22 protein-coding genes and 1 other RNA gene are annotated in these 19,985 nt (G+C 56.6%); 6 read left to right on the plus strand and 17 right to left on the minus strand.

Annotated elements, in window-relative coordinates; all coding sequences use genetic code 11:
• Window positions 1-8: 8 nt before the first annotated feature.
• Window positions 9-386: RNase P RNA component class A (gene rnpB, locus ACCC84_RS11220), an RNA gene on the plus strand.
• A 72-nt stretch (window positions 387-458) separates the two neighbouring features.
• On the opposite strand, the gene ACCC84_RS11225 is transcribed toward rnpB, so the two are convergent.
• The gene (locus ACCC84_RS11225) at window positions 459-1,160 is read right to left on the minus strand and encodes a pirin family protein (RefSeq protein ID WP_039991677.1); all 702 of its coding nucleotides are present in this window, start codon (window positions 1,158-1,160) and stop codon (window positions 459-461) included.
• 216 nt (window positions 1,161-1,376) lie between these two features.
• On the opposite strand from ACCC84_RS11225, the gene ACCC84_RS11230 reads away from it, so the two are divergent.
• Window positions 1,377-2,273, plus strand: coding sequence for a LysR family transcriptional regulator (locus ACCC84_RS11230; RefSeq protein ID WP_004958198.1), 897 nt, complete (start codon window positions 1,377-1,379; stop codon window positions 2,271-2,273).
• Between the two features lie 32 nt (window positions 2,274-2,305).
• On the opposite strand, the gene ACCC84_RS11235 is transcribed toward ACCC84_RS11230, so the two are convergent.
• From ACCC84_RS11235 to ACCC84_RS11285, 11 genes are all read right to left on the minus strand, one after another.
• Complete coding sequence (locus ACCC84_RS11235) at window positions 2,306-3,292, minus strand: glutathione S-transferase family protein (protein ID WP_004958200.1); 987 nt, start codon at window positions 3,290-3,292, stop codon at window positions 2,306-2,308.
• Window positions 3,293-3,355: 63 nt separating this feature from the next.
• Entirely contained in the window at window positions 3,356-3,751 is a 396-nt protein-coding gene (locus tag ACCC84_RS11240) for a DoxX family protein (RefSeq protein WP_039991678.1), read from the minus strand.
• Window positions 3,752-4,042: 291 nt separating this feature from the next.
• Entirely contained in the window at window positions 4,043-4,330 is a 288-nt protein-coding gene (locus ACCC84_RS11245) for a YqjK-like family protein (protein ID WP_004958204.1), read from the minus strand.
• Entirely contained in the window at window positions 4,327-4,728 is a 402-nt protein-coding gene (locus ACCC84_RS11250; RefSeq protein ID WP_004958205.1) for a phage holin family protein, read from the minus strand. Before ACCC84_RS11250 ends, ACCC84_RS11245 begins: the two co-directional genes overlap by 4 nt.
• A 2-nt stretch (window positions 4,729-4,730) precedes the next feature.
• Window positions 4,731-5,036, minus strand: coding sequence for an ElaB/YgaM/YqjD family protein (locus tag ACCC84_RS11255; protein WP_004958207.1), 306 nt, complete (start codon window positions 5,034-5,036; stop codon window positions 4,731-4,733).
• Between the two features lie 161 nt (window positions 5,037-5,197).
• Window positions 5,198-5,569 carry a DUF1090 domain-containing protein gene (locus ACCC84_RS11260; RefSeq protein WP_004958209.1) on the minus strand — a complete coding sequence of 124 codons (372 nt, stop codon included), beginning with the start codon at window positions 5,567-5,569 and terminating at the stop codon, window positions 5,198-5,200.
• A 198-nt stretch (window positions 5,570-5,767) separates the two neighbouring features.
• Complete coding sequence (mzrA, locus tag ACCC84_RS11265) at window positions 5,768-6,142, minus strand: EnvZ/OmpR regulon moderator MzrA (protein WP_004958210.1); 375 nt, start codon at window positions 6,140-6,142, stop codon at window positions 5,768-5,770.
• A complete protein-coding gene (locus tag ACCC84_RS11270; protein WP_004958212.1) occupies window positions 6,139-6,810 on the minus strand; it encodes a DedA family protein in 672 nt (223 codons plus the stop codon). The genes mzrA and ACCC84_RS11270 overlap by 4 nt, the downstream gene beginning before the upstream one ends.
• A gap of 127 nt (window positions 6,811-6,937) precedes the next feature.
• Window positions 6,938-7,363, minus strand: coding sequence for a hypothetical protein (locus tag ACCC84_RS11275; protein WP_227745707.1), 426 nt, complete (start codon window positions 7,361-7,363; stop codon window positions 6,938-6,940).
• Between the two features lie 206 nt (window positions 7,364-7,569).
• A complete protein-coding gene (gene exuR / locus ACCC84_RS11280) occupies window positions 7,570-8,346 on the minus strand; it encodes a transcriptional regulator ExuR (RefSeq protein WP_371901912.1) in 777 nt (258 codons plus the stop codon).
• Window positions 8,347-8,466: 120 nt separating this feature from the next.
• Window positions 8,467-9,765, minus strand: a complete 1,299-nt coding sequence (locus tag ACCC84_RS11285; RefSeq protein WP_004958218.1) for an MFS transporter — start codon at window positions 9,763-9,765, stop codon at window positions 8,467-8,469.
• A gap of 283 nt (window positions 9,766-10,048) precedes the next feature.
• Here ACCC84_RS11285 and uxaC point away from each other — a divergent pair, with 283 nt between their 5' ends.
• The 3 genes from uxaC (at window position 10,049) to ACCC84_RS11300 (ending at window position 13,614) form a co-directional block, all read left to right on the plus strand.
• Entirely contained in the window at window positions 10,049-11,461 is a 1,413-nt protein-coding gene (uxaC, locus tag ACCC84_RS11290) for a glucuronate isomerase (RefSeq protein WP_371901913.1), read from the plus strand.
• Between the two features lie 25 nt (window positions 11,462-11,486).
• Window positions 11,487-12,977 (plus strand): UxaA family hydrolase, encoded by a 1,491-nt coding sequence (locus tag ACCC84_RS11295; protein ID WP_004958224.1) that lies wholly within the window; start codon window positions 11,487-11,489, stop codon window positions 12,975-12,977.
• 73 nt (window positions 12,978-13,050) lie between these two features.
• Window positions 13,051-13,614, plus strand: a complete 564-nt coding sequence (locus ACCC84_RS11300; protein WP_004958225.1) for a YgjV family protein — start codon at window positions 13,051-13,053, stop codon at window positions 13,612-13,614.
• Here the strand turns inward: ACCC84_RS11300 and sstT are convergent.
• The 5 genes from sstT to ACCC84_RS11325 all read right to left on the minus strand — a co-directional run bounded on the left by sstT (window position 13,611) and on the right by ACCC84_RS11325 (window position 18,692).
• A complete protein-coding gene (sstT, locus tag ACCC84_RS11305) occupies window positions 13,611-14,846 on the minus strand; it encodes a serine/threonine transporter SstT (protein WP_004958227.1) in 1,236 nt (411 codons plus the stop codon). The two genes, ACCC84_RS11300 and sstT, sit on opposite strands and share 4 nt — an antisense overlap.
• A gap of 278 nt (window positions 14,847-15,124) precedes the next feature.
• On the minus strand, window positions 15,125-16,099 hold the full coding sequence (locus ACCC84_RS11310) for a TerC family protein (protein WP_371901914.1): 975 nt from the start codon (window positions 16,097-16,099) through the stop codon (window positions 15,125-15,127).
• A 309-nt stretch (window positions 16,100-16,408) separates the two neighbouring features.
• Entirely contained in the window at window positions 16,409-17,140 is a 732-nt protein-coding gene (locus tag ACCC84_RS11315) for a glutamine amidotransferase (protein ID WP_039991684.1), read from the minus strand.
• Window position 17,141: 1 nt separating this feature from the next.
• Window positions 17,142-18,122 carry a Gfo/Idh/MocA family protein gene (locus tag ACCC84_RS11320; protein ID WP_039991687.1) on the minus strand — a complete coding sequence of 327 codons (981 nt, stop codon included), beginning with the start codon at window positions 18,120-18,122 and terminating at the stop codon, window positions 17,142-17,144.
• 57 nt (window positions 18,123-18,179) lie between these two features.
• Window positions 18,180-18,692 carry a M48 metallopeptidase family protein gene (locus tag ACCC84_RS11325; RefSeq protein ID WP_039992531.1) on the minus strand — a complete coding sequence of 171 codons (513 nt, stop codon included), beginning with the start codon at window positions 18,690-18,692 and terminating at the stop codon, window positions 18,180-18,182.
• Between the two features lie 150 nt (window positions 18,693-18,842).
• Here ACCC84_RS11325 and rlmG point away from each other — a divergent pair, with 150 nt between their 5' ends.
• Window positions 18,843-19,982 carry a 23S rRNA (guanine(1835)-N(2))-methyltransferase RlmG gene (gene rlmG, locus ACCC84_RS11330; RefSeq protein ID WP_371901915.1) on the plus strand — a complete coding sequence of 380 codons (1,140 nt, stop codon included), beginning with the start codon at window positions 18,843-18,845 and terminating at the stop codon, window positions 19,980-19,982.
• Window positions 19,983-19,985 lie beyond the last annotated feature (3 nt).

Consider the following 19,985-nt stretch of genomic DNA (forward strand, 5'->3'; position numbering starts at 1 on the left):
TCCGCGCCGGAGTTGACCAGACAGTCGCCGCTTCATTGCCGTCCTCTTTGAGGAGACAGATGGAGGGGAGGAAAGTCCGGGCTCCATAGGGCAGGGTGCCAGGTAACGCCTGGGAGGCGCAAGCCTACGACTAGTGCAACAGAGAGCAAACCGCCGATGGCCCGCGCAAGCGGGATCAGGTAAGGGTGAAAGGGTGCGGTAAGAGCGCACCGCGCGGCTGGCAACAGTCCGTGGCACGGTAAACTCCACCCGGAGCAAGGCCAAATAGGGGTTCGCATGGTACGGCCCGTACTGAACCCGGGTAGGCTGCTTGAGCCAGTGAGCGATTGCTGGCCTAGAGGAATGACTGTCCACGACAGAACCCGGCTTACCGGTCAACTCCCTCTATCAATAAGCCCCGCGTAGCGTCTGCTGCGCGGGGTTTTTCTTTTTGTGCCACCGAACCTCCGCGTGCCCCCTTATATCGGTAAATCAATCAGCAACGCACGCAGTGGGGTCGTGGCACGCAGCGTCAGGCGATGCTCATCGTGTACGAATGCGCCATCGCCGCAGGTCAGCTGCTGCGTCGCATTCTGCCCGCCGACGGCGGTCAGCGAGCCGTGGATCGACTGTAAATAGGCGCGCGGCCCGTGCAACGCCAGCGTTTGTTCCTCGCCCGGTTGCAGATCCAGGTGGTGGATCCACACTTGCTGGCGCAACTGCAGGCTGTCGTGCTCACCATCCGGCGAGGCCAGCAGGGTATGCGCCTGCGCTGACAACGTCAGGCGCTGCTCGCGTTTGTTACTGCGTTCCGGGCAGGCGTCTAGCCACAGCTGGATACGCGTCAGCGGGGTGGTGGTGCTGATATTCTGCTCGCTGTAGCTGAGCCCCTGCTGGGTCGCCAGCAGCAAAGCGTCACCGGCGGCCGCGCGCAGGGTATTGCCGTCGCTGTCACGGTATTCCGCTTCGCCTTGCAGGATCAGATTCAGAATATCGACGTTGGGATAGGTGCGCGGTTGAAACGACGCACCCGGTGCCAGCACTTCCTGATTCAGTACCCGCAGCGAGGCATAGCCCATCAGTTTCGGGTCAAAATAATGGCCGAAGGAAAAGGTATAGCGAGCCTGCAGCCAACCAAAGTCAGCTTGCCCGCACTGTTCTGCTGTTCTGCATGTAATCATGGCAATCGGCTCTCTAAAAAGGTTCCGAATACTCCACGCGCCGGGCTGCCAAGCGGTTTGGCCGGCGTACGAGCTGTCCCGTAACCGGCGTGAACCATGGTGACTGCCAGAGAAACCGCGGAAAGTATGTTTGATATAAATGGTAAGCATCTGGACGACGGATTGTTAGCCAGTTAATCTGGTCGGCATATTCAAATTTCCTGACAGAGAGAAGCGATGGCCAGAGATCGGGCGTTAACGCTTGAGGCGTTACGGGTAATGGATGCGATTGATCGGCGTGGCAGTTTCGCGGCGGCGGCCGATGAATTGGGGCGAGTGCCGTCGGCGCTCAGCTATACCATGCAAAAACTGGAAGAAGAGTTGGACGTGGTGCTGTTTGACCGCTCTGGACACCGCACCAAATTCACCAACGTTGGGCGCATGCTATTGGAGCGCGGTCGGGTGCTGCTGGAGGCGGCAGACAAACTGACCACCGATGCCGAAGCGTTGGCGCGCGGCTGGGAAACCCATCTGACCATCGTCAGCGAGGCGCTGTCGCCGCCGAGCCTGTTGTTCCCACTGGTTGACAAGCTGGCGTTGAAAGCCAATACCCAGGTGTCGATTTTTACCGAGGTGCTGGCCGGTGCCTGGGAGCGACTGGAGCAAGGGCGTGCGGATATCGTTATTGCACCAGACATGCATTTTCGCGCTTCGTCGGAGATCAACACCCGCAAGCTGTACAAGGTCATGAGCGTGTACGTCGCCGCGCCGGATCATCCGATTCACCTGGAGCCGGAGCCGCTGTCGGAAACCACGCGGGTCAAATATCGCGGCATCGCGGTGGCGGATACCGCGCGTGAGCGGCCGGTATTGACGGTACAGTTGCTCGACAAGCAGCAGCGTCTGACCGTCAGTACCATTGAAGATAAACGGCTGGCGCTGCTGGCGGGGCTGGGGGTTGCCACCATGCCATACCCGATGGTGGAACAGGATATCGCTGCCGGGCGGCTGCGGGTTGTGGGGCCGGAATACAGCCGCGAGGCAGATATTATCATGGCCTGGCGGCGTGACAGCATGGGAGAGGCCAAGGCCTGGTTCCTGCGTGAAATCCCGCGCCTGTTTATCCAGCGCTAAACAAAACCCCGCCTCAATCAGCGGGGTTTTTATTAACCGAACCGCTGGTCGCGCCCGTGCGGCTCGTCCAGATCCTGTACCGGCCCGATGGAAATAATACCGTGCGGGTTGATGGTGGCGTGGCTGCGATAATAGTGATTGCGGATATGCGCCAGATCGACGGTGTCGGCGATGCCCGGCAGTTGATAAATATCGCGCAGGAAACCGTACAGGTTCAGGTAATCGCTGATGCGGCGCTTATCGCATTTGAAGTGGGTAACGTACACCGGATCGAAACGCACCAGGGTAGTCCACAGCCGCAGATCGGCTTCGGTCAGACGGTCGCCGGTCAGGTAACGATGCTGGCCAAGGATCTGCTCCAGACGCTCCAATGAGGCGAACACCCCGTTCACTGCTTCGTCATACGCCTCCTGGCTGGTGGCAAATCCGGCCTTATAGACGCCGTTATTGACGGAGTCATAAATCCAACCATTCAACTGGTCAATTTTTTCCCGCAGTTCTGGTGGGTAATAATCACCCGCCCGGGCACCGATGCCATCGAACGCGCTATTGAACATGCGAATAATATCGGCAGATTCATTACTGACAATGGTTTGTTGGCGCTTGTCCCACAGCACTGGAACGGTAACGCGGCCGGTATAGTGCGGATCGGCGCGCAGATACAATTGATACAGGAAGTCGGCGTGGTAAAGAGCGTCACCGGTCGCCGCAGGGAAGTCAGTACCGAACGTCCAGCCGTTTTCCAGCATCAGCGGATGCACGACTGACACCGGGATAAGCTGCTCCAGTCCTTTTAATTTGCGCATCAACAGGGTGCGGTGCGCCCAGGGGCAGGCGAGGGAAACGTACAGATGATAACGATCTTTTTCGGCGTTGAACCCGCCGCTACCGTGTTCGCCCGGTTGACCGTCGGCGGTTACCCAGTTACGGAACTGAGAGGTTGAACGCTTGAAACGGCCGCCGGTGGATTTTGTGTCGTACCAGATGTCTTGCCAAACGCCATCAACGAGTTGTCCCATGGGAGTCTCCTTGCTATAGAGGTGGCAGAGCCAGATTGCGCTGACTCTGCCAGGGTCGCTAGATTACCATTTCTTGTTCAGCAGGCGGTCAATGCTGAAAGCACCTGGTCCGGCCACGGCCAATACGATGTAGCCGCCGGCGATGGTCAGGTTTTTCATGAACATCAGCTGATTGACGCCTTCAGCGAAGTTGGTGTGGAACAGCAACGCAGTCAGGATGGTGAAGCCGGCGGTGAACAGCGCAGTGGTGCGAGTCAGGAAGCCGAACAGGATAGCCAGGCCGCCACCGAACTCCAGCAGAATGGTCAGCGGCAGCAGAAAGCCTGGTACGCCCATCGCCTGCATATATTGTTGAGTCCCTGCATAAGCATCACCCATTTTGCCGTAGCCTGCCACGATGAACAGGATTGGCATCAGGATACGCGCTACCAGCAAACCAGCATCTTCTAATTTTTTCATCATTCACTCCAAACGTGATTTCGTGCGCCACTGACGGCGTAGTTTTTTCATTGCCGGCATAAGCGGTTGCCATGCCGTGTCTTTTCGATGGAGTGGATGTTAAACGTGAATGCAGTCGGTTGTTAGCAAGTAATACTGTCGTAATTATTCAAAAATACTGAAATCATAGCCTGCTAATAAAAATAGCGGAATCAGCTGCTTGCAAGCACCGCGCGCAATAAAAAGCAAAAATCCGACAAGCGGCCTGTTGTAACAACAAGATCATGGAACAACGGCAGAAAGGGTGATGGGCTATTTGGCGGTGAAGGTTTTGCGGATCAGTTTAATGGTACCCCATGCGCCCAGCGCCCGGCGTGACCAGCGGATCAGTTTGCTCGGGTGGCGAATGCCGTATACCGCCATGATGCTGGAGCCGATGACCAGATATTTGCGCATACCGAACAGCGTTTGATAGCCGCGATCGATACGCTCGGTTTTTTCCAGCCATTGTTGCCGATTGTCAGCCAGATCCAGACGCTGTTGCTGGATCTGGCGGATCAGACGGGCTTTTTTCCATTCCAGATACTGGCGGCGGCTCATTTGTCGCCCTCCAGTGCGGCACGGTCCTGTTCCAGCTGTTTGCGGGTTTCGCTCATCAGCGTGGTACGTTTCGCCTTGACCAGTGTCCAGATGATGCCGACGATGGCCAGGAACAACAGAACGGCGGTGGTAATCCCTAACGCCATAACGCGATAGGCCGGATCGATCGCCCAGAATAGCAGGATCAGCAGACTCATCAGGCCAAATGCGGTAAACAGCAGGCTGATGCCGGCCATCATCAATAACTGGATGAGGTTGGCTTTTTCCTCTTCCAGTTCGACGACCGCCAGCCGTAGCCGCGTTTCCACCATGCCGACAAGAATGGTGATGATACGCTGGCCGATATCCAGGACCCCTTTGGCGGGGCCCTGCGCACGGTTTTGCGATTGCTCAGTCATAATCAGCGACGCGCAAGCAGAACGCCCAGCACTACGCCCACGGCTGCGCCAATACCGATGCCGGTCCACGGATTGTCGCGTACGTAGTCGTCGGCCTGACCGGCGATTTGCTTGGTTTGGGTAGCGATTTTGTCGCCGGCATCGCTCAGACGAGCGCGTGTATCCTTCAGCGCGCCTTCTGCTTTGGAGCGTAATTTCTCCAGCTCAGCTTTCGATTTATCACTGGAGGAGTTCAGCACTTCTTCCAGCGTATCGGCTAACGACTTCAGTTCAGCGCGTAAATTTTCTGCATTTGAATCTTGTGCCATTTCGTTAACTCCTTAACGTTACTGAGAGACTTCAACATAGCGGATTTTTTGCTCGGAGCAAAGGGCTGTCCCGTAGCCGATATCACTCATTGAGCCAGCGTTATCACATTAAAATCCCGTGCAATGCGGCTCTCATCGATATTTCCGCTATTGGAAAATAATTATTCTGCCTGCGCTTGCTTAAGCTCTGCTTCAGCTTCTGCCAGTTTTTGCTGTTTCTTGGCGATCTTGTCCAACTTACCGGTTTGCTGCGCTTCCACCAGTTCTTGTTTACGCTCGGCGACCTTGCTTTGCTTTTCTGCAATTTTTTCCTGACGCTCGGCCTGCAAACCGGCTTCGGTGCAGTTGTCCTGCACTTCGCTCAGCGCTTTTTTCAGCCCGGTGACGCGGTGCTCGTTGCCATGCTGAGTGGCATAATCGATCTGCTGCTGAATGTCCTGCGCCTTCGCGGCACAACCACCGGTAGCGGCAGAAGACAGCGCGGAGAAAGCGAGCAGTGGGAGTGCCAGTAAGCTTGCGTGGCGTAATTTCATGGGTTCTATTCCTTATTAGGGATGCATTGGCATGCATCCAGGTTCCTGCTGCCGATGTGGCAGTGCGAATGGCGTATCGCTGACCACTGCTGTTATTCAGCATAGTCATAAATCATCTGGACACCAAAATTTAAGGCGTAAACGACCGACGATTGGCGATTTAATGAACGGATGGTAAATCCCTTCAGCAAGAAGGGATTATCCCAGATTCAGCGGGGCGCGTGCAAATTTGCGTACCCACTGGGTGGGCGCAGGCGTTTCACTCAGAGCGATGATATAGCCTGGCGGCAGAATGGTTTCCAGCGCTTCCCGCGCCAGCAATTGCTGTTCCGGCGAATCCAGCCGGATCACCAGCCCATCACCATCCGGGGTGATGCTTTTGATACGAATGCCGCGCTCGTCCAGGCGCTGATAAACATAAAAACCGTCCGGCAATGACAGGCCGTGCTGGTTGGTGCGAATACGCAGTTCGCTTTCGGTGCGCATCATGGCAGGCACCAGCAGGACGGTGAGCGCCAGCAGGGCCAGCGCTATTATCAGGGGGTATTGCCAGCGCGGACGTTTCGCTCTCACGCGTTTTTCCCCTGATCGGCGCGCTTCTTGCGCCAGAGGACGATCAGCGAGCCCACCAGCCCGACCACCAGCAACACCAGCGGCAGCAGCATCAGGCAGAACATCAGTTGATCTTCATATTTGCGGAACACCGGCGTCTTGCCGAGCGCAAAACCCAGCGACGTCAGGATCAGCACCCACAGCAGGCCGCTCATCCAGTTAAAGAACTGGAAACGCGCATTGCTCAGGCCCGACAGACCGGCAATGGTGGGCAGCAGGGTGCGTACAAAGGCCAGAAAACGGCCGACCAGCAGCGCGGACAGCCCGTGGCGGTGGAACAGCTGGTGTGCGCGTTGGTGATAATGGGCCGGCAGATGCGCCAGCCAGCCTTGCACCGTCCGGGTATTACCCAGCCATTTGCCCTGTATGTAACTGACCCAGCACCCCAGGCTGGCGGCAACGGTCAGAATGAATATGGTCAACGGGAAGTTCATCGTACCTTTGGCCACCAGCACGCCGACCAGGATCAGCAGGCTATCGCCGGGCAGAAACGCGGCCGGTAACAGGCCATTTTCCAAAAAAAGAATCATGAACAGCAGCACGTACAGCGTCCATACCAGCGACGGATTCGCCAGCGTTTCGAAGTCCTGCTGCCACAAGGCATCCAACAGTTGTTTAATGATGTCCATCCAGTGTTCCTAAAACGTCTTTGTTTGGCTTTCTCTCAGCGGCGGATCTGGAAGGGCTGAAAGCGCGCGGGCGATCCGGTACTGCTGATTCGGCGTGACTTTTTGCTTGTGGTGGTTGCGACACCGATCATGAGTGGTAAGTCAGCGAGCCTCGATAAAGCATGTTGCTCTCTTTCCAACCGCCAATTCGGCTCTGCTGGCGCGACGAATGCAGTGTCCAGTTGACCTGATGCAGACGGTTTGGCGCGATGGCTGGCTGGCGCGACGGTTTGCGCTCGCCGAGCTGCTCAGCTAAAGCATAGGCTGGCGTCAGCGCGGCGAAAGAAAACAGCGAACAGGAATAAGAGTGAACCCGCGGCAACAGCAGCGGCAGTTTCCCTGGAGCCTTGCGCTGCAAATTGGCCAGCGGACGCAGCGCCGACTGCTGAGCGGTCGGTGCGAGAACTTGCTGGTCAATCACGCTGCTAAAGGCAGAAGGCGTGAAGGTGAGTTGCGCTGCGTAGAGCTTTTGGCCGGAAACCGAACCGGTCCAGCAAAAAAGAGCAATAAGCATGGCAAGCAACCAGCGCATGAATTCGCGTTCCGCCCCCGAGGCCAAAGGGTAAAAAAGTGGTCTGATTCTAGCAAAACAGCAAGATCGGCAACAGGGAAATATACGCCGTTGCCGGTGAATTATTACACGGCAAACGGCGGTTTCAGCAGCGATTCAGCGGACTTTACAATACCTGACATAACCCAAGCTTTTTTGACCGCGATGGGTTATTTATTGCCGTTGGCCGCATTGTCCAGATGCACCACCGGATTTTCGGCAAACAGATAGCGATCGACGTTGTATTCAAAGTCATCGGTGGTGGCGTTGAACAGCATCTGCTTGGTGTTTTCCAGATGTTGCCACATTGCCAGTTTGGCGGCATTGGGGTCTTTGCGCATCAGGGCTTTGAGGATCTGATCGTGATCGTCGCACCAGCTGTCGATCGAGCGTGCGTCAATGTGCTCGTGCAGTTTGATCCAGTAGGGGTTGTGCGCCCGCTGGCTCCACATTTTCTCTACGATGGTGGCCATGGCGGTATTTTGCGTCGCCAGCGCGATTTGCACGTGGAACTTCAGATCCCACTGCGAATCGCGAAAGCGATCTTCCTTGCGCGCGTGTTCCTGGATCTCCATCAACTGGACGATGTCCTGTTTGGTGACCTGGGTGGCGGCGAACTCGGCAATGTTGCTTTCGATCAACTGTCGCGCCTGCAGCAGTTCGAACGGCCCGACGGTGGCGAACTCGATGCTGTCGCCCGGCACCACCAGGTGCTTTTGCTGATTGGAAATAACGTGGATGCCGGAGCCTTTGCGCACTTCCACATAGCCTTCCACCTCCAGCATGATGATCGCCTCGCGCACAACGGTGCGGCTGACGTTCATCTCTTCGGCGATATAACGTTCGGCCGGCAGCTTGTCGCCGACCAGGTAAACACCGCCCTCAATGCGTCGTTTAAGCTCGGCGGCCAATTGCTGATATAAGCGTCTGCTTTCGGTGAATTCCATAATGATTGCTCTGCGGTAGGAAAGGCGAGTTGCCCATAGACTTGTTATACCACTTAACGGTCAGCGTCGCCAGTGGCGCAGAGGCAGGAAGCCCGGCGGTTAGACCGGGCTCCCGCAGGCTTAATTGCCGGCAGCGACGGGCTGCAACGGCTGTTCTGCCGGCGGAGTCGCCGGGCGGTTTTGCAATACCGTCCAGATGACGATGGCGCCGAGAATATCGAACACCGACAGCGCGGCGAACAGCGGACTGAAGCCCAGCGTATCGGCCAGCGCACCGACCACCAGCGCAAACAGCGTGCTGGCGGTCCAGGCCGCCATGCCGGTAAGTCCGTTGGCGGTGGCCACTTCGTTACGGCCAAACACGTCGGAAGACAGGGTGATCAACGCCCCGGACAGCGCCTGGTGTGCAAAGCCGCCGACGCACAACAAGGCAATTGCCACATACGGGCTGGCGAACAGGCCAATCATGCCGGGGCCAATCATCAACACCGCCCCCAGGGTGACCACCAGCTTGCGTGACACGATCAGGTTCACCTTGAAATATTTCTGGAACAGCGGCGGCAGATAGCCGCCAACGATGCAGCCCAGATCGGCAAACAGCATCGGCATCCAGGCGAACATGGCGATTTCCTTCAGGTTGAAACCGTAGGCCTTGAACATAAACAGCGGGATCCAGGCATTAAAGGTGCCCCAGGCCGGTTCAGCCAGAAAACGCGGCAGCGCAATGCCCCAGAACTGACGGTTGCGCACGATCTGCCAGGCGGACAACTTTTTGCCGTTGCTGGTTTGGTGCTGTGCCTCTTGGCCATCCAGAATGTAGCTGCGCTCTTGGTCGCTGAGCTTTTTCTGGTCTTTCGGGTGTTTATAGAAGATCAGCCAGCAGATGGCCCAGATCAGGCTCAGCACGCCGGTGATGATAAACGCCATCTGCCAACTGTGGGCGACGATGGCCCATACCACCAGCGGTGGGGCAATCATGCCACCGATGGAGGAACCGACGTTGAAGTAGCCGACGGCGATCGAGCGTTCTTTGGCCGGGAACCATTCGCTGCTGGCCTTCAGCCCGGCAGGGATCATCGCCGCCTCTGCCATGCCGACCGCACCGCGAGCCAGCGCCAGCCCGCCCCAGCTGTTGGCCAGCGCGGTGCCCATACAGAACAGCGCCCAAAGAATGGCGAACATGGCATAGCCGACCTTGGTGCCAAGCACGTCCAGCACGTAACCTGCCACCGGCTGCATCACGGTATAACAGGCGGAATAGGCCGCCACGATATAGGAATATTGCTGGGTGGTGATGTGCAGGCTGCTTTCCAGCGTCGGTGCCGCCACCGCGATCGCGTTGCGGGTCAGATAGCCCAAGACGGTGCCGATGGTTACCAGCCCGATCATGTACCAGCGTAACCCTTTGATTTTACGCATGCGTTGTCTCTCCAATCGGATAAGTCAGTAGTGCAAGTGGCGAGAAGATAACTTGTCATACAGATTTAAAAGTTGAGTGACATCACAAAAGTCATTATTCAATTCGGCAATAATGCGCATGCTGTGCTTAAGCTTGATAGGGGGTTTTTTGGCCTATGAACGCTGTTTTGCAGGCAAGAAAGCGGTTTTTAGGTGAAAAAAATCTGGACTGACCGTCTAATTGGTGTGATAACTTTTCGGCATTGAGGCGACACAGAACGGTACGCAAGGTGAGGAACCTGATATGGCCACGTTTTTAAGCGAAGACTTTTTATTGCATAACGAGTTTGCCCGGCGTTTGTATCACGAGTATGCGGCGCATCAGCCGATTTTTGACTATCACTGCCACCTGCCGCCGGAGCAGATTGCACAAAACTATCGCTTCAAAAATATGTACGACATCTGGTTGAAAGGCGATCACTATAAATGGCGCGCGATGCGCACCAACGGCGTGGCAGAGCGGTTATGTACCGGCGATGCCGGCGATCGTGAAAAATTTGACGCCTGGGCCGCCACCGTACCGCATACCATTGGCAACCCGCTGTACCACTGGACGCATCTGGAACTGCGTCGCCCGTTCGGCATCATTGACACCTTGTTGTCGCCGAGCACCGCCGACGACATTTGGCAACGTGGCAACGCGCTGCTGGCGCAGGATGACTTCAGCGCGCGCGGTATCATGCAGCAGATGAATGTGAAGATGGTTGGCACCACCGACGATCCGATTGACGATCTGCGTCATCACCGGGCGATCGCCGCCGACGACGGTTTCAACATCAAAGTCCTGCCAAGCTGGCGGCCGGACAAAGCGTTTAACATCGATGCGCCAATCTTCACCGATTACCTGCAACAGCTGGAGGCCGCGGCGGATACCGCCATCAGCCGTTTTGATGATCTGCGTCAGGCATTGAAGAAACGTATGGATCATTTTGCCGCGCACGGCTGCAAGGTGGCGGATCATGCGTTGGACGTGGTGGTGTATGGCGAAGCAGACGATGCGACGCTGGATCGGATCCTGGCCGATCGTCGCAACGGTCAATTGCCGACGCCGCAACAAAGTGCCCAGTTCCGTAGCGCGGTACTGCTGTTCCTTGCGGCAGAATATCAACGCCGTGAATGGGTGCAGCAATATCACATCGGCGCATTGCGCAATAACAACAGCAACATGTTTGCACGCATCGGGCCGGACATCGGCTTCGATTCCATCGACGATCGGCCACTGGCGCAGCCGCTGTCACGCTTGCTGGATGCGCAGGCGAAGCAGGGCGGACTGCCGAAGACCATCCTGTATTGCCTTAATCCGCGTGATAACGAAGTGATCGGGACGATGGTCGGCAATTTCCAGGGCGAAGGCACGCCAGGCAAGATGCAATTTGGTTCCGGCTGGTGGTTCAACGATCAGAAAGACGGTATGCAGCGCCAGATGACGCAATTGGCGCAGTTGGGCCTGCTGAGCCGTTTTGTTGGCATGCTCACCGACAGCCGCAGCTTCTTGTCTTATACACGCCATGAATATTTCCGTCGCATCCTGTGCCAGATGATTGGCCGCTGGGTGGAAGATGGCGAAGCGCCGGCTGATATCACGCTGTTGGGCGAGATGGTGCAGAACATCTGCTTCGACAATGCCAAAAATTACTTTGCCATTGAACTGGCGTAGCCATCGTTAAGGTTGGTGTAAGTCTATGCAAAGCATCATTAAAATTCATTCATTGGATAATGTGGCGGTGGCGCTACAGGATCTGGACGCTGGCGAAACGCTGACCCAGGACGCGATAGCCCTGACGCTGCCGCAGCCGGTAGTGCGTGGACACAAGTTTGCGCTGGTGCCGATTGCCGCCGGCGAGATGATCATCAAATACGGTTTGCCGATCGGTCATGCACTGACGGCGATTGCGCCGGGCGAACATATTCATTCGCAGAATGCCAAAACCAACCTGAGTGAGGTGGACAGCTACCAGTATCAGCCGGAATTCCCGACGCTGCCGCCTCAGGCAGCCGATCGTCAGGTGCAGATCTACCGTCGCAGTAATGGCGAAGTAGGGATCCGCAATGAACTGTGGATCATTCCGACCGTGGGCTGCGTTAACGGTATCGCGCGGCAGATCCAGCAGCGTTTTCTGAAGGAGACCGCGGACGCGCCGGGCATTGACGGCGTGCATCTGTTTAGCCACCCGTTCGGTTGCTCGCAGCTGGGTCAGGACCATGAAAATACCCGCACCATGCTGCAAAATATGGTGCGCCACCCGAACGCCGGAGCCGTGTTGGTGATTGGCCTGGGGTGTGAAAACAATCAGGTCGATACGTTTCGCAGCACCTTGGGCGAGGTGGATGACGCGCGGGTGCGCTTTATGATTTGCCAGCAGCAGGACGACGAGGTCGAAGCCGGCCTGGCGCTGCTGCATATGCTGTATCAGGCGATGCGTGACGACCGTCGTCAACCGGGCAGGCTGAGCGAACTGAAGTTTGGCTTGGAGTGCGGCGGTTCGGATGGACTGTCTGGCATCACCGCCAACCCGTTGCTCGGGCGTTTTTCGGATTATGTGATCGCCAACGGCGGCACCAGCGTACTGACCGAAGTGCCGGAAATGTTCGGTGCGGAGCGTATTTTGATGAGCCGCTGCCGCGATCGGCAAACCTTTGAGAAAACCGTCAGCATGGTCAATGAATTCAAGCAGTATTTCCTCGATCACCACCAGCCGATTTATGAAAACCCCTCGCCAGGCAATAAGGCAGGCGGCATAACCACGCTGGAGGAGAAATCGCTCGGCTGTACGCAAAAGGCCGGGCAGAGCCAGGTGGTGGACGTGTTGAAATACGGCGAACGGTTACGGCAGCCGGGGTTAAATCTGCTCAGCGCGCCGGGCAACGATGCGGTTGCGACCAGTGCGCTGGCCGGTGCCGGTTGCCATATGGTGTTGTTCAGCACCGGGCGTGGCACGCCGTACGGCGGCTTTGTCCCCACCATCAAACTGGCGACCAACAGTGAACTGGCGGCGAAAAAACCGCACTGGATCGACTTCGATGCCGGTCGGCTGATCCACGGTATGCCGATGGAACAACTGCTGGCGCAGTTCGTTGATGCGATCGTTGAGATTGCCAATGGGAAATCGGCAAAAAATGAGCTGAATGATTTCCGCGAACTGGCGATTTTTAAGAGCGGCGTCACATTGTAAAGCGTTAGCGGCGGGAGTAACATAAAACGGCGTTTCATTTTATCTGCCGTTTTCTCCCGCATCAGGATGTTTCATGACCTTTTATTGGTTTGCTCAAGCCGTGGGCGTGCTGGCGTTTTTAATTGGCATCACCAGCTTCTTCAACCGTGACGATCGGCGTTTTAAACTGCAACTGTCCGGCTACAGTCTGACTATCGGTATCCATTTCCTGCTGATGGGGGCCAACGCCGCCGGCAGCAGCGCCTTGCTCAGCGCCTGTCGTAACCTGGTGTCGATCCGTACCCGCAATCTATGGGTGATGTGGGTTTTTCTTGGCCTGACGCTGGTGATGGGGGTGACGCGCTTTACTTACTGGATCGAGTTGCTGCCGGTATTTGGCACCTCGATCAGCACCTGGGCGCTATTTCGTACCCGCGGTCTGACCATGCGCTGCATCATGTGGTGTTCCACCGCCTGCTGGGTGACGCACAACGTTTGGCTGGGATCGATCGGCGGTTCGCTGATCGAGGGCAGTTTTCTGCTGCTGAACGGCTTCAATATTATTCGTTTCCGCCGCCTGCAACTGCGCGGCGTTGACCCGTTCGCGGCCGAAAAAAAGGCGCCCGAAGGGCGCCTGATTCAGCAGAATGACGTTTAACGCGTCTTCAGTGGATCGTCATTGGCCAGCCGCTGGTCTTCGGCCTGACAGGCCGCCGCGGTGAACAACACGTCGGTGGAAGAATTCAGCGCGGTTTCCGCAGAATCTTGCAGTACGCCAATGATAAAGCCGACGGCAACCACCTGCATGGCAACGTCGTTTGGAATGCCGAACATATTACACGCCAGCGGAATCAACAGCAGCGATCCACCTGCCACGCCAGACGCGCCACAGGCGCACACCGCCGCGACCACGCTTAACAGCAATGCGGTGGGAATATCGACCGCAATCCCAAGCGTATGCACCGCTGCCAGCGTCAGTACGGTGATGGTGATAGCCGCACCGGCCATATTGATGGTGGCTCCCAGCGGAATGGAGACCGAATAGGTGTCTTCGTTCAGGTTCAGCTTCTTGCACAGTTCCATGTTAACGGGAATGTTGGCCGCCGAGCTGCGGGTGAAGAAGGCGGTGACGCCGCTTTCACGCAGGCAGGTGAGCACCAGCGGATACGGATTGCGGCGAATCTTCCAGTAAACGATCAGCGGGTTCAGCACCAGCGCCACCAGCAGCATGCAGCCGATCAGTACCATCAGCAACTGCGCATAGCCCCACAGTGCGCCAAAACCGGTATCTGCCAGCGTTGACGCCACCAGGCCGAAAATCCCCAGCGGTGCGCAGCGGATCACCGCTCGTACCACCATGGTGACGGCATGTGACATATCGTTGATCAGCGATTTGGTGCTGTCGGCAGCGTGGCGCAGCGCCAGTCCAAGACCGATGGCCCATGCCAGAATGCCGATGTAGTTACCGTTGATCAGCGCGTGGAACGGGTTGGCTACTACGCTCATCAGCAGGCCTTTCAGTACTTCCACAATGCCGCCCGGTGGATTGATATCGACGTTGCCAGTCACCAGCGCCAGGTTGGACGGGAAGGCGAAGCTGACCAGAACCGCGACCAGCGCCGCGGCAAAGGTGCCCAGCAGATAGAGGAACAGGATCGGGCGGATATTGGTTTTCTGCCCCTGCTTGTGGTTGGCGATGGACGCCATCACCAGCACCATTACCAGCACCGGCGCCACCGCTTTCAATGCGCCGACGAACAGTGAGCCAAGCAGGCCGACGGCCGATGCCGCGGCAGGAGAGAGAAAGGCCAGCAGGATGCCGGCAATCAGGCCGACCAGAATTTGTTTAACCAGGCTGCCCTGTGTAATGCGCGTAAGTATTTTATGCATGATGCTTTTTTGCGTTTCCGCTTCCTGATGATGTTGCGTACTGGGGTGCAACGCCTCGGCAGGAACATTGCCGGGCGTTTTATACGCACCTGTTACGAAGTGTGTTTGCCGAATCAGTATTCAGCAAACACACAGGGTTGGAAAGAGGCAGAGGTGAAATTCTCAGCGCGGATCACTCTTGATAACATTCTGGTTACATTTGTGTGATCGCAATAACATTTGGCGTTTGGTGGCAATCGCCAGACAATCACAGGGCAGCAAGCCGCCCTGGTAACAGATTATGGTGATTTTTGCGACAAGCGATCGTTACGGTAGTTAACCCAGGCGTTGATCGCCAGCGTCAGCGCCAGAATACCCGCTACCACGCCGAGCGAGATAGCGATCGGTATGTGGTAGAAATCGACGATCAGCATTTTGACGCCGATAAACACCAGGATCACCGACAGGCCGTATTTCAGCATCGAGAAACGTTCCGCCACGTTGGCCAGCAGGAAGTACATGGCGCGCAAGCCCATGATGGCGAACAGGTTGGAGGTCAGTACGATGAACGGATCGGTGGTGACGGCGAAAATGGCCGGGATACTGTCGACCGCGAAGATCACGTCGCTCAGTTCTACCAGAATCAGCACCAGCACCAGCGGTGTCGCAAACAGCAAGCCGTTGCGGCGCACGAAGAATTTCTCGCCTTCCAGGTTGTCGGTCATGCGCAGGTGGCTGCGTAGCCATTTGACCAGCGGTTTGTCACCAATCGCGCCGTCATCTTCCTTCGCCAGCGCCATCTTGATGCCGGTAAATAGCAGGAAGGCACCGAACACATATAGCAACCACGAAAATTGGGTAATCAGCCAACTGCCGGCGAAAATCATGATGGTACGCAGCACGATGGCGCCAAGCACGCCGTAGATCAGCACGCGGCGTTGCAGATTGGCCGGAATGGAAAAATAGCTGAACAGCATCAGCCAGACGAAGACGTTGTCTACCGCCAGGGCTTTTTCAATCAGATAGCCGGTGAGGAACGCCAGTGCCTGGGTATCGGCCACCGCGCGACCGGCAGTTTCATTCAGGTAGTACCAGAAACCAAAGTTGAACAGCAGGGAAAGGCTGACCCACACCAACGACCAGCAGGCGGCCTGCTTCATCGACATGGTATGCGAGCCTTTGCGGCCCTGCAGCAGTAAATCTACGGCGAGCATCACCACTATGACGGCGGCGAAGCTGCCCCATAACCACGGTGTGCCAACGGTATTCATCATCAGAGTATCCTTCAAAAACAAAAACGGCCAACGTCGGAAGGACGCTAGCCGCTCTATGAACGCTATAAGCAAACCTCGCCTCCCGGCAAGGTCTCACTTACAACGTTAATGAAGGTATTACACCTTGGCATCAAGTTGCCCGGTAACCGGATGCGTACGCATCGTAATGACGATTGACCGGCAAATACCCGTAACTTTCTAAATTGTCGCTGTCTGGCGGCGATTTAAACGGTGTTGGGTATCAAAGTTACTCCCCTTTGCATGGCAAAAAGTAATGCAAAATGTGTCACCGGTCAACTTTTTAAACGCTTAGCCGGCTAATGCTTGCTGCGCGCCCAGGCTGACGACAAACCCCTGCAACAGCAACTGGCTAAACGGGGTGTCGCTAACCTGTTGTTGCTTCTGCTGATAATCCGCCAGGTTGTCCGGCTGCAGGTCGCCCAGCCAGCTCAGATAATGGTGCATGATGGCGCCGTTAAATTCCGGGTGGAACTGGGTGGTCAGCGCATTATCGCCATAGCGCAGGATCTGGTGGGGATCCGCGGCGGAGCGCGCCAGCACCTCGGCGCCCGGCGGTGGCGTCAGCACGCTTTGCGCGTGGATCAGATTGGCCTTGAAACGGGGAGGCAACATCATCAGCCGACGGTCGTTGGCACCGGCCGGCAGCAGTTCGATTTCCAGCGTACCGACTTCCATGCCGTTGGCAAGATAGCCGACCTCGCCGCCGAGGGCATCGGCCAACAGTTGATGACCGTAACAGACGCCGAAGATCGGCAAACGGATGGCCATCGCCTGTCGTAGCCATTCGGCAGCCTGTTCGCTCCATGGCAACCGTTCGGTAACCATTGCCGGAGATCCGGTAATCACCACGCCGCAATAGGCCGCAGGCGACTGCGGCTGTTCGCCGGACGGAAGATGAACGATATGCAGGCGTTCAGCGGCGATATGCCCCTGTTGCAGAAACATCTGCTCAAAATTGGCCTGCGTCTGTTGAATGGCCTCCGGTGCATCGCCGGTCTGCATCAAGAGCAAGGGTTTCATTTCATACTCCATCGGCCGGGAATACCACGCCGGTCTGACGGCGGATTTCGGTCAGCAGGGTGGCGACGATACGCGAGTTTTCCAGACCGGCATGCTCCACCTGGTTGTTTTCCACCAGCGCGGCGAACGCCATGGCCTCATACAGCATGGTATTGATGTGCTGCGGCTGGCTTAAATCCTGACGACTGCCGCCGCGCGGCGTCAGTGCAACGCTCTGGCATTCAGAAATTCCTTCGATGACCAGCGTGCCGTCTTCACCCTGAATTTCGCTGGGAATGGCGGAGTTACTGACTTTCGAATGGCTGAGGGTGACGTCGAAATCACCATAGTTCAGGCAGACGGTGCCGTGGGCGTCAACGCCGGTATCCAGTAACGCTGCGCTGGCCAGCACCGACTGCGGTGCGCCGAACAGCGTGACCGCGCTGGCCAGACAGTAATAGCCGATGTCCATGATCGAACCGTTGGAGAACTGCGGGTTAAAGGTGTTCGGATTTTCTCCTGCCAGATAACGCGGATAGCGCGACGAATACTGGCAATAATTGATAAATGCCTTACGCAGCTTGCCGACCTGCGGCAGCGTCTGCTGCAGGGTAATAAAGTTCGGTAAATGGGCGCTTTTGAACGCTTCGAACAGCACGACCTGATTGGCACGCGCGCAGGCCAGCAGTTGTTCCACTTCTTTCAGGTTGGATGCCAGCGGCTTTTCGCAAATAACGTGTTTTTTATGGCTGAGAAACAGCAGCGACTGCGGGCAGTGCAGAGAGTTCGGGCTGGCGATATACACCGCATCAATCACGTCGGATTGCGCCAGCGCCTCGAGGGAATCGAAAAAATGCGCGATATGATAGTTGGCGCCAAACGCCTTTGCCTGTTCCAGACGGCGTGAATAGACCGCAGTCAGTTTGAGTTTGCCGCTTTCATGGGCGGCATCGATAAAGCGTTCGGTAATCCAGTTGGTGCCAACAACGGCAAAACGAATCATAGCTAACTCCGGTTCCCAGACCCTAAAACAGCAGATTAGCATGCCGTTGGCAGAATCTCACCGCTGCGAATAGAGTTCGCCAAATAACGAAAGGTGGGTCAGATACAGCCGGGTATCGAACTCCAACTGGTGGTAGTTTGGCTCCATATGGCAGCACAGATTATAAAACGCCTTGTTGTGATCCTTTTCTTTCAGATGCGCCAATTCATGCACCACGATCATGCGCAGAAAGGCCTCCGGCGCGGTTTTGAACACCGTCGCCACGCGGATTTCCGCCTTGGCTTTCAGTTTACCGCCCTGCACGCGCGAAATGGCGGTATGCAGCCCCAGGGCATGCTTCATGACGTGGATCTTGCCATCGTAAGCCACTTTGCTCACCTGCTGGGCATTGCGCAAATACTGGTTCTTCAGATCGAGGGTAAACTGATACAACGCCTTGTCGGTCGTGCGGTCGTGGATCTGCGGATAGCGTTGTAACAGCACTTCGCCAAGACGTTGCTGGTGGATCAGCTGTTGCACCTGGGTTTGCAGATGATCGGGGTAACCTTGCAGGTAAGCGAGTTCGGGCATGGCGTCACGGTCTTTAAGGGTTATCTGGCCGCCCATTGTAGGATGTTTTTTCGCACAAAACCCATAAAGGGCAATTAATACCAAAAAACATTTTACTGATGGCCGTTTTTAGGGGATAAACAGCCCAAATTTTAACAGTCAGGAGGGGCAATGAGCCAACTCGATCTGGGAACACGGCAACTTGAGCTGGAGCGTTATCCCCATCAGGAAGCCGCCACCCAATTACAGGCATGGGAAGCGGCGGATGAATATCTGCTGCAACAGATTGAAAATACAGACTTCGGCGGCCGGCCGGTGGTGATTTTCAATGACAGTTTTGGTGCGCTGACCTGCGCACTGCACGCGTTGAATCCCTACAGCGTCAGCGATTCTTACGTCAGCCAACTGGCTACGCGCCACAATCTGGCCTTGAACGGTCTGGATGCCGAGCCGGTCACGCTGCTGGGCAGCCTGGATGCGTTGCCTGCCGCGCCGGCGCTGGTGCTGATCAAAGTGCCGAAGGCGCTGGCACTGCTGGAACAGCAACTGCGCGCGCTGCGCAAGGTGGTGGCGCCGGATACGGTGATTATCGGTGGCGCCAAGGTGCGTGATATCCATACTTCGACGCTGCAACTGTTCGAACAGCTGCTTGGGCCGACGCGTACCACGCTGGCGTGGAAAAAGGCGCGCCTGATCAACTGCCAGGTGGCGGACATCGTGCCGCCGGTCGCGGCGGAAACCACCGACTGGCTGCTGGACGGCACCGACATGCTGATCCACAACCACGCCAACGTATTTTCCCGTGGTGGCCTGGATATCGGCGCGCGTCTGTTCCTGGAAAACCTGCCGAGCGATCTGAGCGGCGAGATTATCGATCTGGGCTGCGGCAACGGCGTCGTTGGTTTGACGGCGCTGCGGCAAAACCCGGACGCGCAGCTGACCTTCGTCGATGAATCCTATATGGCGGTGGCATCCAGCGAGCTGAATGTTAAACACAACCTGCCGCAGGATGTGGAGCGTTGCCAGTTTATCGTCAACAATTCGCTGGCGGGGATGGAAGGCGGCAGTGCGCAGGCAGTGCTGTGTAATCCACCGTTCCACCAGCAGCATGCGATTACCGACGAAACCGCCTGGCAAATGTTCCTCGATGCCAAGCGTTGCCTGAAGGTGGGCGGGGAACTGCGCATCGTCGGCAACCGCCATCTGGATTACTACCAGAAGCTGAAGCGCTTGTTTGGCAACTGTGTAACGGTGGCTTCGAACCAGAAGTTCCTGGTGCTGAAGTCGGTCAAGACCGGTGCACGTTACTGATGT

It is taken from the genome of Serratia odorifera (assembly GCF_041448735.1).
In the GTDB taxonomy this organism is placed as follows: Bacteria; Pseudomonadota; Gammaproteobacteria; order Enterobacterales; family Enterobacteriaceae; genus Serratia_F; species Serratia_F odorifera.

Excerpts from the sequence above, each read along its gene's own strand:
- ACCC84_RS11230 (WP_004958198.1), top strand. The coding sequence starts at position 1,377 with ATGGCCAGAGATCGGGCGTTAACGCTTGAGGCGTTACGGGTAATGGAT.
- ACCC84_RS11310 (WP_371901914.1), bottom strand. The coding sequence starts at position 16,099 with ATGATGAATACCGTTGGCACACCGTGGTTATGGGGCAGCTTCGCCGCC.
- ACCC84_RS11260 (WP_004958209.1), bottom strand. The coding sequence starts at position 5,569 with ATGAAATTACGCCACGCAAGCTTACTGGCACTCCCACTGCTCGCTTTC.
- uxaC (WP_371901913.1), top strand. The coding sequence starts at position 10,049 with ATGGCCACGTTTTTAAGCGAAGACTTTTTATTGCATAACGAGTTTGCC.
- ACCC84_RS11255 (WP_004958207.1), bottom strand. The coding sequence starts at position 5,036 with ATGGCACAAGATTCAAATGCAGAAAATTTACGCGCTGAACTGAAGTCG.
- sstT (WP_004958227.1), bottom strand. The coding sequence starts at position 14,846 with ATGCATAAAATACTTACGCGCATTACACAGGGCAGCCTGGTTAAACAA.
- ACCC84_RS11315 (WP_039991684.1), bottom strand. The coding sequence starts at position 17,140 with ATGAAACCCTTGCTCTTGATGCAGACCGGCGATGCACCGGAGGCCATT.
- rlmG (WP_371901915.1), top strand. The coding sequence starts at position 18,843 with ATGAGCCAACTCGATCTGGGAACACGGCAACTTGAGCTGGAGCGTTAT.
- ACCC84_RS11270 (WP_004958212.1), bottom strand. The coding sequence starts at position 6,810 with ATGGACATCATTAAACAACTGTTGGATGCCTTGTGGCAGCAGGACTTC.
- ACCC84_RS11275 (WP_227745707.1), bottom strand. The coding sequence starts at position 7,363 with ATGCTTATTGCTCTTTTTTGCTGGACCGGTTCGGTTTCCGGCCAAAAG.
- ACCC84_RS11250 (WP_004958205.1), bottom strand. The coding sequence starts at position 4,728 with ATGACTGAGCAATCGCAAAACCGTGCGCAGGGCCCCGCCAAAGGGGTC.
- ACCC84_RS11235 (WP_004958200.1), bottom strand. The coding sequence starts at position 3,292 with ATGGGACAACTCGTTGATGGCGTTTGGCAAGACATCTGGTACGACACA.
- ACCC84_RS11245 (WP_004958204.1), bottom strand. The coding sequence starts at position 4,330 with ATGAGCCGCCGCCAGTATCTGGAATGGAAAAAAGCCCGTCTGATCCGC.
- ACCC84_RS11300 (WP_004958225.1), top strand. The coding sequence starts at position 13,051 with ATGACCTTTTATTGGTTTGCTCAAGCCGTGGGCGTGCTGGCGTTTTTA.
- ACCC84_RS11325 (WP_039992531.1), bottom strand. The coding sequence starts at position 18,692 with ATGCCCGAACTCGCTTACCTGCAAGGTTACCCCGATCATCTGCAAACC.
- exuR (WP_371901912.1), bottom strand. The coding sequence starts at position 8,346 with ATGGAATTCACCGAAAGCAGACGCTTATATCAGCAATTGGCCGCCGAG.
- ACCC84_RS11295 (WP_004958224.1), top strand. The coding sequence starts at position 11,487 with ATGCAAAGCATCATTAAAATTCATTCATTGGATAATGTGGCGGTGGCG.
- ACCC84_RS11240 (WP_039991678.1), bottom strand. The coding sequence starts at position 3,751 with ATGAAAAAATTAGAAGATGCTGGTTTGCTGGTAGCGCGTATCCTGATG.
- ACCC84_RS11225 (WP_039991677.1), bottom strand. The coding sequence starts at position 1,160 with ATGATTACATGCAGAACAGCAGAACAGTGCGGGCAAGCTGACTTTGGT.
- ACCC84_RS11320 (WP_039991687.1), bottom strand. The coding sequence starts at position 18,122 with ATGATTCGTTTTGCCGTTGTTGGCACCAACTGGATTACCGAACGCTTT.
- ACCC84_RS11285 (WP_004958218.1), bottom strand. The coding sequence starts at position 9,765 with ATGCGTAAAATCAAAGGGTTACGCTGGTACATGATCGGGCTGGTAACC.